Origin of the sequence: Citrobacter sp. wls718, assembly GCF_005280945.1 — a bacterium.
Taxonomy (GTDB): Bacteria; Pseudomonadota; Gammaproteobacteria; order Enterobacterales; family Enterobacteriaceae; genus Citrobacter; species Citrobacter gillenii.
Genome location: NZ_SZWV01000068.1, coordinates 79,322 through 93,521, shown reverse-complemented (window position 1 = coordinate 93,521; position 14,200 = coordinate 79,322). Strand labels below are relative to the sequence as shown.

Sequence of the window (14,200 nt, the reverse complement as noted above, 5' to 3'; positions counted from 1 at the left end):
TAGGCTGAAGATTGACGTGTTATTTACAACATATTCCAGTCAATCAACATGCTCCACCACCATACGCCCAGGGTGATATGCACAATAAAAGTTAAGAATGTCAGCATGCCGCCAACCAGCCACCACGATTTAATGTCGTTATAGCCCACACCGAAAATAACCGGACCCGCCGCGCCGCCATAATGGGTTACCATTCCGCCATATGAGTTAGAGAACAGTAATGCCAGAGCCGTTAACATCAGTGGTGCACCAGAGACATTCGCTAACATGGCAAAGACGGGCATCATCGCCACAATATAAGCGCTACCGGAAGCGAAGAAATAGCGGACAATAATACTCAGGAACAAAATAACGAAGAAGGCTACATTGCTATGATTGTCAAAAGAGAGGTTATTTTTGAACAGTTCAGCTAACCAGTCAAAAAACTTCACTTTCGATAATAAAGAACTCAGGCCAATAATTCCGCCGTACCAAATTAAGGTATTCCAGCCCCCTTTATTTTTTACCACATCATCCCAGGTCACTACGCCCAAGAGGAGCATCGCGCCCATCACTACAATGGCCACCGTTGATTCATCAACGCCGAGGCTTTTACTGAAGATCCACCCTAATAGTGCAAGAACAAAAATGCCCAACAGCATTTTTTCTCGCCCTTTCATCGGCCCCAGTTCCTGGAGCCCGGCTTTGGCGATGGTTTTGTTATCCACTTTGGTAATTTCAGGCGGATACATAAAGTAGATAACTAATGGAGTCAGGAGCAACATCACAATACTAGGTAAACTCGCCGCCAGCGCCCATCCGCCCCAACTTAACTGCAGGTGACAGATATCGTTAATCATTTTCAATGCCAGGATGTTGCCTGCCATGGCGGTAAAAAACATATAGCTGGTGGTTTTGGTGACCATATAGACCGTCATCATCAGGTAATGGCCAACACGGCGTGGGCTTCTGTCTGGTTCAGACCCCAATGCCACCGCCACGCTATTGATGATTGGCAGCACAATCCCTCCCGCTCGCGCGGTGTTAGATGGTGTTGCTGGCGCCAAAACCAGGTCCAGAAAAACAGTGACGTAGCCTAGCCCCAGTGTGGTATTCCCGATTTTGCCGATCAAAATATAGGCAATGCGCTTGCCCAGACCGGTAGTCACAAACGCGGCACTTAGCGTAAATGCAGAGAAAACCAGCCACGTGGTGCCTGACGCATAACCGCTGAGAACGCTGCTGGTTTTTAGTACGCCGTGACCTAAATTACCGACCACGACCATTGATGCCGCGACGGCAATCAACAACACTACCGGCTCAGGAAAAGGTTTGATCACCAACCCGACAATAGCGGCAAGATAAATACCGAAAAGAACCCAGGCCAGTTCCGTTAATCCTGCTGGCGCAGGAATAATGCCAATAATACAGGGGATCGCCAATATAACGATTAGCTTCCATAATGATTTCACATTCATGTGGTATTCCTGATTTATACGTACAGGCAATCTCGCGAAATAAATCCAGTATCCGTGATGCATAACCGTTTTAATTAACGTTATGCGGGAAGGTAAACCTCACCAGAAAATATTTTCCGGGCGGTGCGAATCACCGAGGCGCGAATAGCCGTAGCATCATCACTTTCATTACTCAAATAAATATCCAGTGAGCCACCGGGGTGTTCAATGCTGATATTTCCATACCCTACCCCCGGTGCTACCTGCTGAGTTACCGTCCCAGCAATCACGCAACTGCTGGCAATGGCAATAGCGCCAGTGATCGCCAGCGCTTTATGGCAAGCGTGAGGCATAAAATAGCGCACAGTAATTGCACCACTCTGCTGCGGCGCTGAAATAAGGATAGGTTTAGGAATGACCATATTGGAAACATCCCCTAACCCCATAGCCAGCCCTGCCTGACAGCGAATAGATTCCATGCGTGCTAATAATTCTGAGTCAGCATCCAGTTCTTCCGGTGATTCATAACCGGTTTTGCCCAGATATTCAGCGGGAATAATCACCACCGGTGTCGCCATATCTATACAGGTCACCGGAACGGTATCAAAATAATCACGATGGTTCCCCGTTGGGAAAATACGTCCTGTTTTGGATCCCGCAGCATTCAGGAACGTGAGTGCCACAGGCGCTGACGTACCCGGTACGCCGTCTATTTTTACCGGGCCTTCATATTCAACAACACCTTGCGGCGTCTGCACATCGGCTTCAATAAATGTATTGGTGTTTATATTGCGAATCCGTACGCGCGTCGTCGGCGCTGTGGCGGCAATCAGCCCATTTTCGATGGCGAATCCCCCGACGGCGGAAAGCATATTGCCGCAGTTTGGCGTGGTATCGACACGTTGTTCATGCACCAAAACCTGAGCAAATAAATAATCAATATCTGCCTGTGGGTCGGTTGAACGGCTGATAATCGCCACTTTACTGGTTAGCGGATTACCCCCACCAATACCGTCGATTTCCAGCGCATTCCCGGAACCCATAATTTTAATCAATACATCATCACGCTGCGTTTTCTCTTGTGGTAGATGTTCTGCTAATAAAAATGCGCCTCTGGAGGTTCCTCCACGCATCATAACGCAAGGTATTTTTTTCACGCCAATGTCCTCAACTATATTATTCATATTAAAGACAGGATTACATGCGTGAAATACGCTGGCTAATGACTTTGTTGTCGTGATTAGTGACTTTTTTTTATTAATTCAAGATTAACATTGGCAGGTAAACTGGTCGCTCTATCAGGACAGAACGTCCCTTAACCTTGTCTGGAGTCGGAATGAAACATGAATTATCGAGCATGAAAGCATTTGTCACGCTGGCAGAGTCCAATTCCTTTAACAATGCGGCTAAGTTACTTAATATTACGCAACCTGCATTAACACGTAGAATAAAGAAAATGGAAGAGTATTTACACACTCAACTATTTGAGAGAACAACCCGCAAAGTCACATTAACAAAAGCAGGCCAGTTGTTATTACCAGAGGCCCGTGAATTAATTAGAACCCTAGATGAAACAATCTTTAATATCAGCAAAATGAATACACACTATCACGGGATGGTGACGTTATCCTGTATCCCTACCGCCGTTTTCTATTTTTTACCGTTGGCGATCGGCAAATTTAATGAGCTATATCCCAATATTAAGGTGCGAATTATTGAACAAGGTACGAATAATTGTATGGAATCCGTACTTTGCAACGAGGCTGATTTTGGCATAAACATGAACAACATCACAAATTCTTCCATTGAATTCACCCCGCTGGTTAACGAACCCTTTGTTCTGGCATGTCGGCGCGATCATCCGCTCGCCCATAAACAGCTGGTCGAATGGCAAGAACTGGTGAATTGCAAATTAATAGGCGTGCGTTCGTCGAGCGGTAACCGATTGCTGATTGAGCAACACCTGGCAGATAAACCGTGGAAGCTGGATTGGTTTTACGAGGTTCGCCATTTATCCACCTCGCTTGGCCTGGTGGAGGCTGGGCTGGGGGTTTCCGCGTTGCCAGGGTTGGCCATGCCGCACACGTCGCATCCAACGCTGATCGGCATCCCGCTGGTTGAGCCCGTGATTAGGCGCACGTTAGGCGTTATTCGGCGTAAAGATGCGGTGCTCTCTCCTCCCGCTGAACGCTTTTTTTCTCTGCTGTTAAATCTGTGGGCCGAAGAGAAGGACAACTTGTGGCGACCGATTTCCGATCTCCAGGGGAAACAGAGTGCCTGATGGCGGCTAATGCCTTATCAGGCCTACGAAGCGTGTGCTTATCGTAGGCCATTTGGCATAAAGTCTTAGTATGCGTTGATCACGACCCACATCGGGCCTTGTCCAACCGCATAGCGACCTTTCTCGGTCAGCAGTCCCTGCTCACCCGCAATGTCATACACCGCAATGTGGTGCGATTTCTGCCCGGCGGCAATCAGGTATTTTCCGCGGCTGTCGATATTAAAACCACGCGGCTGGGTTTCGGTAGGCTGGAAGCCCTCTTTGGTCAGCACACTGCCATCTTCTGACACGCTAAACACCGTAATCAGGCTGGCGGTACGGTCACAGGCATACAGATGACGACCATCAGGCGTGATATGAATATCTGCCGCCCAGCGGGTGTCGGAGAAATCAGCTGGCATCATATCCAGCGTTTGTACGCACTCAATTTTGCCGTGCGGATCGTTCAGTTCCCAGACATCAACCGAACTGTTCAGCTCATTGACGCAATAGGCGTACTGATGATTCGGATGGAACGCCATATGACGCGGTCCCGCGCCCTCTACGGTCGTCACCTCCGCCGGATCCTGTGCGATCAGCTTGCCATCATCACTGAGGCCAAATAGACAGATACGATCCTGCTTCAGTGCGGGAACCCACAGCGTGCGGTTATCCGGAGAGATATTGGCCGAGTGGCACCCGTCCATACCTTCTACTACGTCCACCAGCTCAACCGGTAGGCCATCCTCCAGACGCGTCACGCTCACGCTGCCTGCGTTGTACGATCCGACAAACACAAAACGACCTTGATGATCGGTCGAAATATGCGTCGGGCTGCCCGGCAGCGCAGATTCTGCGGCAAAGGTCAGCGCACCGTCATCCGGCGCAATACGGTAGGCCAGCACGCGAAACTCAGGACGCACGCCAACATACAGATAGCGCTTATCCGGGCTGACGACCATCGGCTGCACCTGACCCGGTACATCAACCACCTGCGTCAGCGTCAGTGAACCGTCGTGGTTCAGGCTCCAGACGTGGATCTGCTGACTTTCAGGGCTGGCGGTATAAACGGTTTGCTTCATGAATGCTCCTTTTACTTTTTGGCAAGTGGCTGCAATTGCCTGACACACGCCTAAGGTAGACGCTTTTAACGGTGAATGCTTAATTAAGACTCAGAATTTTGTCCGGTTGCCGACTCGGTGTACCATGCCCAAAAGACACAATTCTCAACCTTAATCTGGAATAACTGATGACCACTCGCGTGATTGCCCTGGATTTAGACGGTACGTTGCTGACCCCGAAAAAAACCTTACTGCCCTCTTCTCTCGAAGCGCTCTCGCGCGCCAGAGAAGCCGGCTACCAACTTATCATTGTCACAGGTCGCCATCACGTTGCTATTCATCCTTTTTATCAGGCACTGGCGCTGGATACACCTGCAATTTGCTGTAATGGCACTTACTTGTATGATTATCAGGCAAAAAAGGTTCTGCAATCCGATCCCCTTCCCGTTGATCAGGCACTGCAACTGATCGATCTGCTGGAGGCACATCAGATCCACGGTCTGATGTATGTAGACGATGCCATGCTGTATGAGCGCCCGACCGGGCATGTGGTACGTACCGCAAACTGGGCGCAAACCCTGCCGCCGGAGCAGCGTCCCACCTTTACCCAGGTCCCCTCACTGGCGCAGGCCGCACAGGACGTTAACGCCGTCTGGAAATTTGCCCTTACCGACGAAGATATTCCTAAGCTGCAGCAGTTTGGCAAGCACGTTGAGCAACAGCTGGGGCTGGAGTGCGAATGGTCATGGCACGATCAGGTCGACGTGGCCCGCAAAGGCAACAGCAAAGGAAAACGCCTGACCCAGTGGATTGAAGCACAGGGGGGGTCAATGGAGAATGTCATCGCCTTTGGCGACAACTTTAACGATATCAGTATGCTGGAAGCCGCAGGCACCGGCGTGGCGATGGGTAATGCAGATGACGCGGTCAAGGCCCGCGCCAATATCGTGATTGGTGACAACACCACCGACAGCATCGCCAAATTTATTTATTCTCACCTGCTGTAATCAGGCGGTTATCGACACGCTCTTAATTTGCGCGTACAGCCACAGGCCAGGTTTGATGCCCAGTTCATCCCTGGCCCACGGGCTGATCCTCGCCCACAGCGTTTTACCGCCGACCTCAAGCTGCACTTCCACCTGCCCGTTGTCGTCATAGCACTGCGCGACCTTGGCGCGCAACACGTTGCGAATACTGGTCTGCTGCGGCGGTTGTAATACCAGTGATACATCCGAGGCCTGAATACGAATACGCAGCGCGGTTTGCAGCGGCTGCTCCAGTTTATTAACCCACAGATGCTGATCGCCCAGCGCCAGCGCGGTCATTGAATAATGCGGATGATGTTCCAGCACGCTGACTTTGAGGATGCTGCTTTGCTGTTCTTTCGGTAGCCAGGGGTGCATCACGCTGCTGCCCCAGACATCCTCCAGCGAGCCAAACGCTTTTACTTGGCCGTTCTCCAGCACCATCACTTTATCGGCCAGATGTAAAATCTCATCCAGCGAATGGCTGACATACAGCATCGGGATGTTGATTTCGCGCGCCAGGCGTTGCAGGTAGGGTAGCAGTTCACGCTTACGCGGAATATCCAGTGACGCCAGCGGCTCGTCAAGCAGCAGCAACTCAGGCGCGGTCAGCAGCGCCCGACCAATGGCCACGCGCTGTTTTTCACCGCCGGAAAGGCTACCAGGCAGGCGCTCGAGTAGCGGTTCAATCCCTAACAACGTCACCAGCTTATCAAACTGCCCGGCCATGCTTTTCGCCATGCCGTAGCGCAGGTTACCGCGCACTTTATAATGCGGGAACAGGCGCGCATCCTGAAAAACGTAGCCGACCCGGCGTTTTTCAGGGGTTAAGCAGATGCCATTTTCTACATCGTTCAACACCCGACCGTTGAGCACAATGCGCCCGGACTGCGGCTTCGTCAGTCCGCTAATGGCGTTAATCAGCGAGGTTTTGCCCGCCCCGGACACGCCAAAAATCGCGGTAATGCCAGTGGCGGGTAACGTTTCGTTGAGCGTCAGACAGTGCGAGCCTAACGTCTGGGTGAAATTCAGTTCCAGCATGATTATCGCCCCGTCCGTTCGCGGCTGATGCGCGCCAGCCACTCAGAAATCAGTAGCGAAATTAACGCCAGCACAATAGAAATCAGGCAAAGTCTCGCCGCCGCGCTTTCACCGCCAGGAGTCTGGATCAGGGTGTACATCGCCGAAGGGATAGTGCGGGTTTCGCCAGGAATATTGGAAACGAAGGTGATCGTCGCGCCGAACTCGCCGAGCGAGCGGGCAAATGCCAGCACCGTGCCGACAATAATGCCCGGTAGCATCAGCGGCAAGGTGATGGTCAGGAATACGCGCCAGCGACCGGCCCCCAGCGTACGGGCGGCCTGTTCCAGCTTGACGTCCACGCCTTCAAGCGCCAGACGGATGGCCCTCACCATCAGCGGGAAAGACATCACCGCCGCCGCCAGCACCGCGCCGCGCCAGCTGAAGGCAAACGTAATACCAAACCAGTCGTACAGCCGCTCGCCGATAAATCCGCGTCGCCCCATGGCCACTAACAGCAGATAACCGACCACCACCGGTGGCAGTACCAGTGGCAAGTGCAGCACGCTGTCGAGCAGAGCTTTACCTGGAAACGTGCAGCGCACCAGCAGCCAGGCAAAGAAGATCCCAAACGGCAGGCTGAACAGCACGGCCAGGGAAGAAACTTTCAGGCTCAGTATAACGGCCTGCCATTCAGGATCGCTGAGTATCATTACTTGGTCGTAAATCCATAACGTTTAAAGATTTCAGCAGCCTGCGGTCCTTTCAGGTAATCATAGAACGCGCTGACCGTGGCGTTAGAATGCCCATCAACAATCGCGATAGGGTATTCGACTTTTTTGTGTGAATCTTCCGGGAACGTGGCGACCACTTTGACGCCTTTGCTGGCGACGGCATCGGAACCGTAAACAATCCCCAGCGGCGCTTCGTTACGTTCGACCAGCGCCAGTGCGCCGCGTACGTCTTCAGCTGGGGCCAGTTTCGGCGCCAGAGTATCCCATGCGCCCAGTTTTTGCAGCGCTTCTTTGGCATAAATGCCCGCCGGAACATGTTCCGGGTCACCGACCGCCAGACGCCCGCCGTTCAACAGGTTGGTCCAGTTGGTTTTTCTGTCGATGGCAAACGCTTTCTGCTCGCTCACTTTTGGCGCCACGACCACCAGGCTGTTACCAAGCAGCGTTTTACGCGATGCGGTGTCGATAGACTTTTTGTCTACCGCATAATCCATCCATTTCTGGTCGGCAGAAATAAACAGATCGGCGGGCGCACCGGCTTCAATCTGGCGCGCCAGCGTAGAAGACGAGGCAAAAGAGGAGACGACGTCCACGTTCTTCTCTTTTTTATACTGGGCTGCAATGTCCTGTATCGCATTCGTCAGCGACGCCGCGGCGAACACCGTAATTTTGCCTTCATCCGCCAATGCATGCCCGGCAACAGAAAGAGAGAGTGTTGCCCCTGCAAACAAGCGTAACCATGTACGTGCCATCTGTAACTCCTTTGAGCTTCGTTATGTACGCAGCAATATAACGATTAATTCAGGATTTTCCCAGTGGTTATTCGTACCCATCAAAGGTTATATAAAGAAATTATCGGCAGGAAAAGCAGGATCTTGAGAAACTATAGGTACAGAAAGCGAGCTGGGAGGCGAGAAATATAAACGCCCGACTGAGCGGGCGTTTGGGGAATCAATGGTTCTGTTTGGACTGATCTTTCTGACCGATACCGGAGAAAATGTTGAACACTTCACCCAGTCCGTAAATCAGCCCCAGAATGATGGCCATCACCACAGGAACCATGATTACGGCGAATACCAGACTTTTCAATAACTCTAACATGATCAACTCCAGATATAGTCCTTAGCTGTATTTTAACCCCATAACGCAGAATTGCACTCCCCTTTTGTGCGGTCGACTTTGCGCGCGCCCGGTTTTCCGTCACAATATCCCTTTTGCCAGGAGCTTGATATGCAGGCCGAAATCCTTCTTACCCTGAAACTTCAGCAAAAGCTGTTTGCCGATCCCCGCCGCATTTCGCTGCTTAAGCACATTGCGCTTTCCGGCTCTATTAGTCAGGGCGCGAAGGATGCGGGCATCAGTTATAAAAGCGCCTGGGATGCCATCAATGAGATGAACCAGCTCAGTGAGCAAACGCTGGTAGAGCGCGCCACCGGCGGCAAAGGCGGCGGCGGCGCGGTATTAACCCGCTATGGCCAGCGCCTAATCCAACTTTACGATTTGCTGGCACAAATTCAGCAGAAAGCGTTTGATGTCCTGAGCGACGACGACGCCCTGCCGCTGAACAGTTTGCTGGCAGCCATCTCCCGTTTTTCACTGCAAACCAGCGCCCGTAACCAGTGGTTTGGCACCATTACCGCACGCGACCACTCTCAGGTTCAGCAGCATGTTGATGTCCTGCTGGCCGATGGCGAAACGCGGCTGAAAGTCGCGTTGACGGCGCAAAGTGGCGAACGTTTAGGGCTGGATGAGGGTAAAGAAGTGCTGGTCCTGCTGAAGGCGCCATGGGTGGGGATCACCCAGGACGACGCTATCGCCCAGGCGGCTGATAACCAACTACAGGGGACCATCAGCCATATTGAGCGCGGCGCCGAACAGTGCGAAGTGTTAATGGCGCTGCCCGATGGCCAGACGCTGTGCGCCACGGTTCCGTCGGAAGACGCCGCGACGCTGCAAGAAGGCGCTAACGTCACCGCGTATTTCAACGCCGACAGAGTGATTATTGCCACGTTGTGTTGAGTCGATTGACATCGGCTCGCAGAACACGTATCCCTGTTGTTCATTGCTGCAAAACATGGGATATAAAATGTCATCGTTGCAAATTTCGCAAGGCACGTTTCGTCTGAGCGACACAAAAACGCTCCAGTTGAATACGTTGACGTTGAACGCGGGGGATAGCTGGGCGTTTGTCGGTTCTAACGGCAGTGGGAAATCCGCGTTAGCGCGTGCGCTGGCGGGGGAATTGCCGCCGTTAAAAGGCGAGCGCCGCTGTCAGTTCACGCGTATCACCCGACTCTCCTTTGAGCAGTTGCAACAACTGGTCAGCGACGAATGGCTGCGTAATAACACCGATCTCCTCAGCCCCGGCGAAGACGACACCGGACGCACGACGGCAGAAATCATTCTCGATGAAATCAAAAATCCAGCGCGATGCAAAGCGCTGGCGCAGCAGTTTGGCATTACGCATCTGCTCGACAGGCGTTTCAAATACCTCTCTACCGGCGAAACACGTAAAACCCTGCTTTGTCAGGCGCTGATGTCGGAACCGGAATTGCTGATCCTGGATGAACCGTTTGACGGACTGGACGTTGCGTCACGTCATCAGTTAGCGGATTTGCTCGCCACGTTGCATCAGGCAGGTATTACGCTGGTGCTGGTCCTCAACCGCTTTGATGAGATTCCAGAATTCGTGCAGTTTGCTGGCGTCCTCGCGGATTGCACCCTGACTGAAACCGGCGAGAAAGCCGGTTTACTGCAACAGGCATTGATAGCCCAGCTTGCGCATAGCGAACAACTGGCCGGGATTACATTACCCGAACCCGATGAACCCTCTGTTCGCCGTACGTTGGCCGATCACGAGCCGCGTATTGTGCTCAACGATGGCGTGGTCTCGTATAACGATCGCCCTATTCTGCATCACTTGAGCTGGCAGGTGAATCCAGGCGAACACTGGCAAATTGTCGGCCCAAATGGCGCGGGGAAATCCACCCTGCTCAGCTTAATCACCGGCGATCACCCACAGGGTTACAGCAACGCGCTGACGCTGTTTGGTCGTCGTCGCGGCAGCGGTGAAACCATCTGGGATATTAAAAAACACATTGGCTATGTCAGCAGCAGCCTGCACTTCGAGTACCGCGTCAGTACCACGGTACGCAACGTGATCCTCTCCGGCTATTTTGATTCGATCGGTATCTACCAGGCGGTTTCTGACCGGCAGCGTAAGCTGGTACAGCAGTGGTTAGACATTCTGGGCATCGATAAGCGTACTGCCGACGCGCCGTTTCACAGCCTTTCCTGGGGTCAGCAGCGACTGGCGCTGATTGTTCGCGCGCTGGTTAAGCACCCTACTCTGTTAATCCTCGATGAACCCTTGCAGGGGCTGGATCCGCTGAATCGCCAGTTGATCCGCCGTTTTGTTGATGTGCTGATCGGCGAAGGTGATACCCAGTTGCTGTTCGTTTCTCACCACGCCGAGGATGCGCCAGCCTGTATTACGCATCGACTGGAGTTTGTGCCTGACGGCGAGATCTATGGCTATCGACAAACGTCCCTGGAATAATAAACATGTTATTTCAGGCAAGCTGTTCCGTTCACCTCATGTATATAGCTTCTCCGATGCCACACTACCCGTGAACGGGTAAAGGGCGTTCTCCGCCACGCCCTTTACAATCCCGGCTCCCGGCAGGAAAATTGTTGCTTCGCAATCCCCTCCGCTTATTCCTCCAGGCTACCGGGCCGGGCGCGAGGTAGCATCCATGCAAAACGCGCCCTGAACCCACATCCCTGCGGGTTCTCCCGGCCTTACGGAAACACGTCGGCAATTTTCAGCCGGACCAGCCCACACCTAACCACCGGTGTTGTTATTTGAACTTACCTGAACAGAGAAATTAATTTGACTGAAAGTCAGAGCGCTGAAGCGACATCCTGCTCCGGGCTAATACATTTTCCATACATGTCTAACTGACGTGCTGTACGCATTGGACGCCCATTTTTTTACCTGCTTTTTCGGATAAATGGCGCAGTCGTGAACAAACCCTATGATTTACAATTAAAAAAAAGACGCTAAACGGTGAAAACACTGAAATGTAAACGATTCCACTAATTTATTCCATGTCACACTTTTCGCATCTTTGTTATGCTAGGATCATTCCATACCATAGGCTTAACGGAGCGAATTATGAGAGTATTGGTTACAGGTGGTAGCGGTTACATCGGAAGCCACACGTGCGTGCAGTTACTGAAAAACGGTCACGACGTAGTGATCCTTGATAACCTCTGCAACAGTAAGCGCAGCGTACTGCCCGTTATCGAGCGTTTAGGCACGAAGCATCCGACCTTCATTGAAGGGGATATCCGCAACGAAGCGCTGATCACCGAAATTCTCCACGATCACGCCATTGATACGGTCATTCACTTTGCCGGTCTGAAGGCCGTGGGTGAGTCTGTTGCCAAACCGCTGGAATACTACGACAACAACGTCAACGGTACCCTGCGTCTGGTAAACGCGATGCGCGCCGCCAACGTCAAGAACTTCATCTTCAGCTCCTCAGCCACAGTCTATGGCGATCAGCCGCAAATTCCTTACGTTGAAAGCTTCCCAACCGGAACCCCGCAAAGCCCGTACGGCAAAAGTAAATTGATGGTCGAGCAGATCCTGACCGATCTGCAAAAAGCCCAGCCAGAGTGGAGCATCGCGCTGCTGCGCTACTTCAACCCGGTTGGCGCACATCCGTCAGGCGACATGGGCGAAGATCCGCAGGGCATTCCCAACAACCTGATGCCTTACATTGCTCAAGTTGCCGTTGGCCGCCGCGAGTCGCTTGCGGTATTTGGCAACGACTACCCTACCGAAGATGGTACCGGCGTTCGCGATTACATCCACGTGATGGATCTCGCCGACGGGCACGTTGTCGCTATGGAAAAACTGGCGGGTAAACAAGGTGTGCATATTTATAACCTCGGCGCGGGCGTCGGCAGCAGCGTACTGGACGTGGTCAACGCCTTCAGCAAAGCCTGTGGTAAACCGATTAACTACCATTTTGCACCGCGTCGTGACGGCGATCTTCCCGCCTACTGGGCAGATGCCAGCAAAGCCGATCGCGAATTAAACTGGCGCGTAACCCGCACGCTGGACGAAATGGCACAAGACACCTGGCACTGGCAGTCACGCCATCCGCAAGGATATTCGGATTAAGGACACGTCATGACGCAATTCAATCCTGTCGATCATCCACACCGCCGCTTTAACCCGCTTACCGGGCAGTGGATCCTCGTCTCACCACATCGCGCCAAACGCCCCTGGCAAGGGGCGCAGGAGACACCGTCTAAGCAGGTTCTCCCTGCACATGACCCGGACTGCTTCCTGTGTGCAGGTAACACGCGCGTAACCGGTGATAAAAACCCGGATTACACCGGCACCTACGTCTTTACTAATGATTTTGCCGCGCTGATGTCCGACACCCCGGACGCACCGGACAGTCACGATCCGTTGATGCGCTGTCAGAGCGCACGTGGAACCAGCCGTGTCATTTGCTTCTCACCCGATCACAGCAAAACGCTGCCGGAACTCAGCGTGCCTGCGCTGACGGAGATTGTGAAAACGTGGCAGATGCAAACGGCCGATCTGGGGAAAACCTATCCCTGGGTACAAGTGTTTGAAAATAAAGGCGCAGCGATGGGGTGCTCGAATCCACATCCGCACGGTCAGATTTGGGCCAACAGCTTCCTGCCCAATGAAGCAGAGCGTGAAGACCGCCTGCAAAAAGACTATTTCTCTGAGCAAGGCAAACCGATGCTGGTCGATTACGTCCAGCGTGAACAGGCAGACGGCAGCCGCACGGTGGTGGAAACCGAGCACTGGCTGGCGGTCGTGCCTTACTGGGCGGCATGGCCGTTTGAAACGCTGCTACTGCCTAAAGCACATGTGCTGCGTATTACTGATTTAACCGACGCGCAGCGTGCCGACCTGGCGCTGGCGCTGAAGAAACTGACCAGCCGTTACGACAATCTGTTCCAGTGTTCTTTCCCTTATTCCATGGGCTGGCACGGCGCACCGTTTAATGGCGAAGAGAATCAACACTGGCAGCTGCACGCGCATTTTTATCCGCCCCTGCTGCGTTCCGCGACCGTGCGTAAATTTATGGTCGGTTATGAAATGCTGGCGGAAACCCAGCGCGACCTGACGGCAGAACAAGCCGCCGAGCGTTTGCGTGCGGTCAGTGACATCCATTTTCGCGAATCCGGAGTTTAAAAAATGAGTCTGAAAGAAAAAACACAATCTCTGTTTGCTGAAACATTTGGCTACCCTGCCACCCATACGATTCAGGCGCCCGGTCGCGTCAACCTGATTGGCGAACATACCGACTATAACGACGGCTTCGTTCTGCCTTGCGCCATCGACTACCAAACAGTGATCAGCTGTGCGACGCGTGACGATCGCATCGTGCGCGTGATTGCCGCTGACTACGAGAATCAGGTTGATGAGTTTTCTCTCGACGCGCCGATTATCGCCCATGACAGCCAGCAGTGGTCGAACTATGTCCGCGGCGTGGTAAAACACCTGCAAAAGCGTAATAGCGCCTTTGGCGGTGCCGATCTGGTGATCAGCGGCAATGTACCGCAGGGCGCTGGCTTAAGCTCCTCAGCGTCGCTGGAAGTGGCGGTC

The 14,200-nt window shown here is 52.8% G+C and carries 14 protein-coding genes; 7 read left to right on the top strand and 7 right to left on the bottom strand.

The genetic code is table 11. The annotated features are described in order from the left end of the window. Positions 1-23: 23 nt before the first annotated feature. Positions 24-1,457 (bottom strand): anion permease, encoded by a 1,434-nt coding sequence (locus tag FDW95_RS13115; RefSeq protein ID WP_115259015.1) that lies wholly within the window; start codon positions 1,455-1,457, stop codon positions 24-26. Positions 1,458-1,537: 80 nt separating this feature from the next. Continuing rightward, positions 1,538-2,593 (bottom strand): 4-oxalomesaconate tautomerase, encoded by a 1,056-nt coding sequence (locus FDW95_RS13110; protein ID WP_115259016.1) that lies wholly within the window; start codon positions 2,591-2,593, stop codon positions 1,538-1,540. 179 nt (positions 2,594-2,772) lie between these two features. Here FDW95_RS13110 and FDW95_RS13105 point away from each other — a divergent pair, with 179 nt between their 5' ends. Further along, the gene (locus FDW95_RS13105) at positions 2,773-3,717 is read left to right on the top strand and encodes a LysR family transcriptional regulator (protein ID WP_115259017.1); all 945 of its coding nucleotides are present in this window, start codon (positions 2,773-2,775) and stop codon (positions 3,715-3,717) included. A 65-nt stretch (positions 3,718-3,782) separates the two neighbouring features. Here the strand turns inward: FDW95_RS13105 and pgl are convergent, their stop codons facing one another. Then, positions 3,783-4,778 carry a 6-phosphogluconolactonase gene (pgl, locus tag FDW95_RS13100; RefSeq protein ID WP_115259018.1) on the bottom strand — a complete coding sequence of 332 codons (996 nt, stop codon included), beginning with the start codon at positions 4,776-4,778 and terminating at the stop codon, positions 3,783-3,785. 167 nt (positions 4,779-4,945) lie between these two features. Between pgl and FDW95_RS13095 the strand changes: the two genes are divergently transcribed. Further along, positions 4,946-5,764, top strand: coding sequence for a pyridoxal phosphatase (locus tag FDW95_RS13095; RefSeq protein ID WP_115259019.1), 819 nt, complete (start codon positions 4,946-4,948; stop codon positions 5,762-5,764). Here the strand turns inward: FDW95_RS13095 and modC are convergent, their stop codons facing one another. The 4 genes from modC to FDW95_RS13075 all read right to left on the bottom strand — a co-directional run bounded on the left by modC (position 5,765) and on the right by FDW95_RS13075 (position 8,637). Next, positions 5,765-6,823, bottom strand: coding sequence for a molybdenum ABC transporter ATP-binding protein ModC (gene modC / locus FDW95_RS13090; protein ID WP_115259020.1), 1,059 nt, complete (start codon positions 6,821-6,823; stop codon positions 5,765-5,767). It lies immediately after the preceding gene. A gap of 2 nt (positions 6,824-6,825) precedes the next feature. Then, complete coding sequence (gene modB / locus FDW95_RS13085; RefSeq protein ID WP_115259021.1) at positions 6,826-7,515, bottom strand: molybdate ABC transporter permease subunit; 690 nt, start codon at positions 7,513-7,515, stop codon at positions 6,826-6,828. After that, a complete protein-coding gene (gene modA / locus FDW95_RS13080; protein WP_115259022.1) occupies positions 7,515-8,288 on the bottom strand; it encodes a molybdate ABC transporter substrate-binding protein in 774 nt (257 codons plus the stop codon). Before modA ends, modB begins: the two co-directional genes overlap by 1 nt. A gap of 199 nt (positions 8,289-8,487) precedes the next feature. Beyond that, positions 8,488-8,637: an AcrZ family multidrug efflux pump-associated protein gene (locus FDW95_RS13075; protein WP_085047482.1), complete on the bottom strand. Its 150-nt coding sequence runs from the start codon at positions 8,635-8,637 to the stop codon at positions 8,488-8,490. A gap of 129 nt (positions 8,638-8,766) precedes the next feature. Here FDW95_RS13075 and modE point away from each other — a divergent pair, with 129 nt between their 5' ends. The 5 genes from modE to FDW95_RS23825 form a co-directional block, all read left to right on the top strand. Beyond that, complete coding sequence (modE, locus tag FDW95_RS13070) at positions 8,767-9,555, top strand: molybdenum-dependent transcriptional regulator (RefSeq protein WP_096757798.1); 789 nt, start codon at positions 8,767-8,769, stop codon at positions 9,553-9,555. Between the two features lie 67 nt (positions 9,556-9,622). Beyond that, complete coding sequence (gene modF, locus FDW95_RS13065) at positions 9,623-11,095, top strand: molybdate ABC transporter ATP-binding protein ModF (RefSeq protein WP_115259023.1); 1,473 nt, start codon at positions 9,623-9,625, stop codon at positions 11,093-11,095. A gap of 618 nt (positions 11,096-11,713) precedes the next feature. Next, complete coding sequence (gene galE / locus FDW95_RS13055) at positions 11,714-12,730, top strand: UDP-glucose 4-epimerase GalE (protein WP_096757802.1); 1,017 nt, start codon at positions 11,714-11,716, stop codon at positions 12,728-12,730. Positions 12,731-12,739: 9 nt separating this feature from the next. Continuing rightward, entirely contained in the window at positions 12,740-13,786 is a 1,047-nt protein-coding gene (gene galT, locus FDW95_RS13050; RefSeq protein ID WP_115259025.1) for a galactose-1-phosphate uridylyltransferase, read from the top strand. Positions 13,787-13,789: 3 nt separating this feature from the next. After that, a partial coding sequence (locus tag FDW95_RS23825; protein WP_283202155.1) for a galactokinase family protein occupies positions 13,790-14,200 on the top strand: 411 nt, incomplete at its 3' end.

Bases quoted from the DNA above. Each gene is read 5' to 3' on its own strand.
- modF (WP_115259023.1), top strand. From the start codon at position 9,623: ATGTCATCGTTGCAAATTTCGCAAGGCACGTTTCGTCTGAGCGACACA.
- modA (WP_115259022.1), bottom strand. From the start codon at position 8,288: ATGGCACGTACATGGTTACGCTTGTTTGCAGGGGCAACACTCTCTCTT.
- FDW95_RS13075 (WP_085047482.1), bottom strand. From the start codon at position 8,637: ATGTTAGAGTTATTGAAAAGTCTGGTATTCGCCGTAATCATGGTTCCT.
- FDW95_RS13115 (WP_115259015.1), bottom strand. From the start codon at position 1,457: ATGAATGTGAAATCATTATGGAAGCTAATCGTTATATTGGCGATCCCC.
- modB (WP_115259021.1), bottom strand. From the start codon at position 7,515: ATGATACTCAGCGATCCTGAATGGCAGGCCGTTATACTGAGCCTGAAA.
- FDW95_RS13105 (WP_115259017.1), top strand. From the start codon at position 2,773: ATGAAACATGAATTATCGAGCATGAAAGCATTTGTCACGCTGGCAGAG.
- modC (WP_115259020.1), bottom strand. From the start codon at position 6,823: ATGCTGGAACTGAATTTCACCCAGACGTTAGGCTCGCACTGTCTGACG.
- galE (WP_096757802.1), top strand. From the start codon at position 11,714: ATGAGAGTATTGGTTACAGGTGGTAGCGGTTACATCGGAAGCCACACG.
- pgl (WP_115259018.1), bottom strand. From the start codon at position 4,778: ATGAAGCAAACCGTTTATACCGCCAGCCCTGAAAGTCAGCAGATCCAC.
- FDW95_RS13095 (WP_115259019.1), top strand. From the start codon at position 4,946: ATGACCACTCGCGTGATTGCCCTGGATTTAGACGGTACGTTGCTGACC.
- galT (WP_115259025.1), top strand. From the start codon at position 12,740: ATGACGCAATTCAATCCTGTCGATCATCCACACCGCCGCTTTAACCCG.
- modE (WP_096757798.1), top strand. From the start codon at position 8,767: ATGCAGGCCGAAATCCTTCTTACCCTGAAACTTCAGCAAAAGCTGTTT.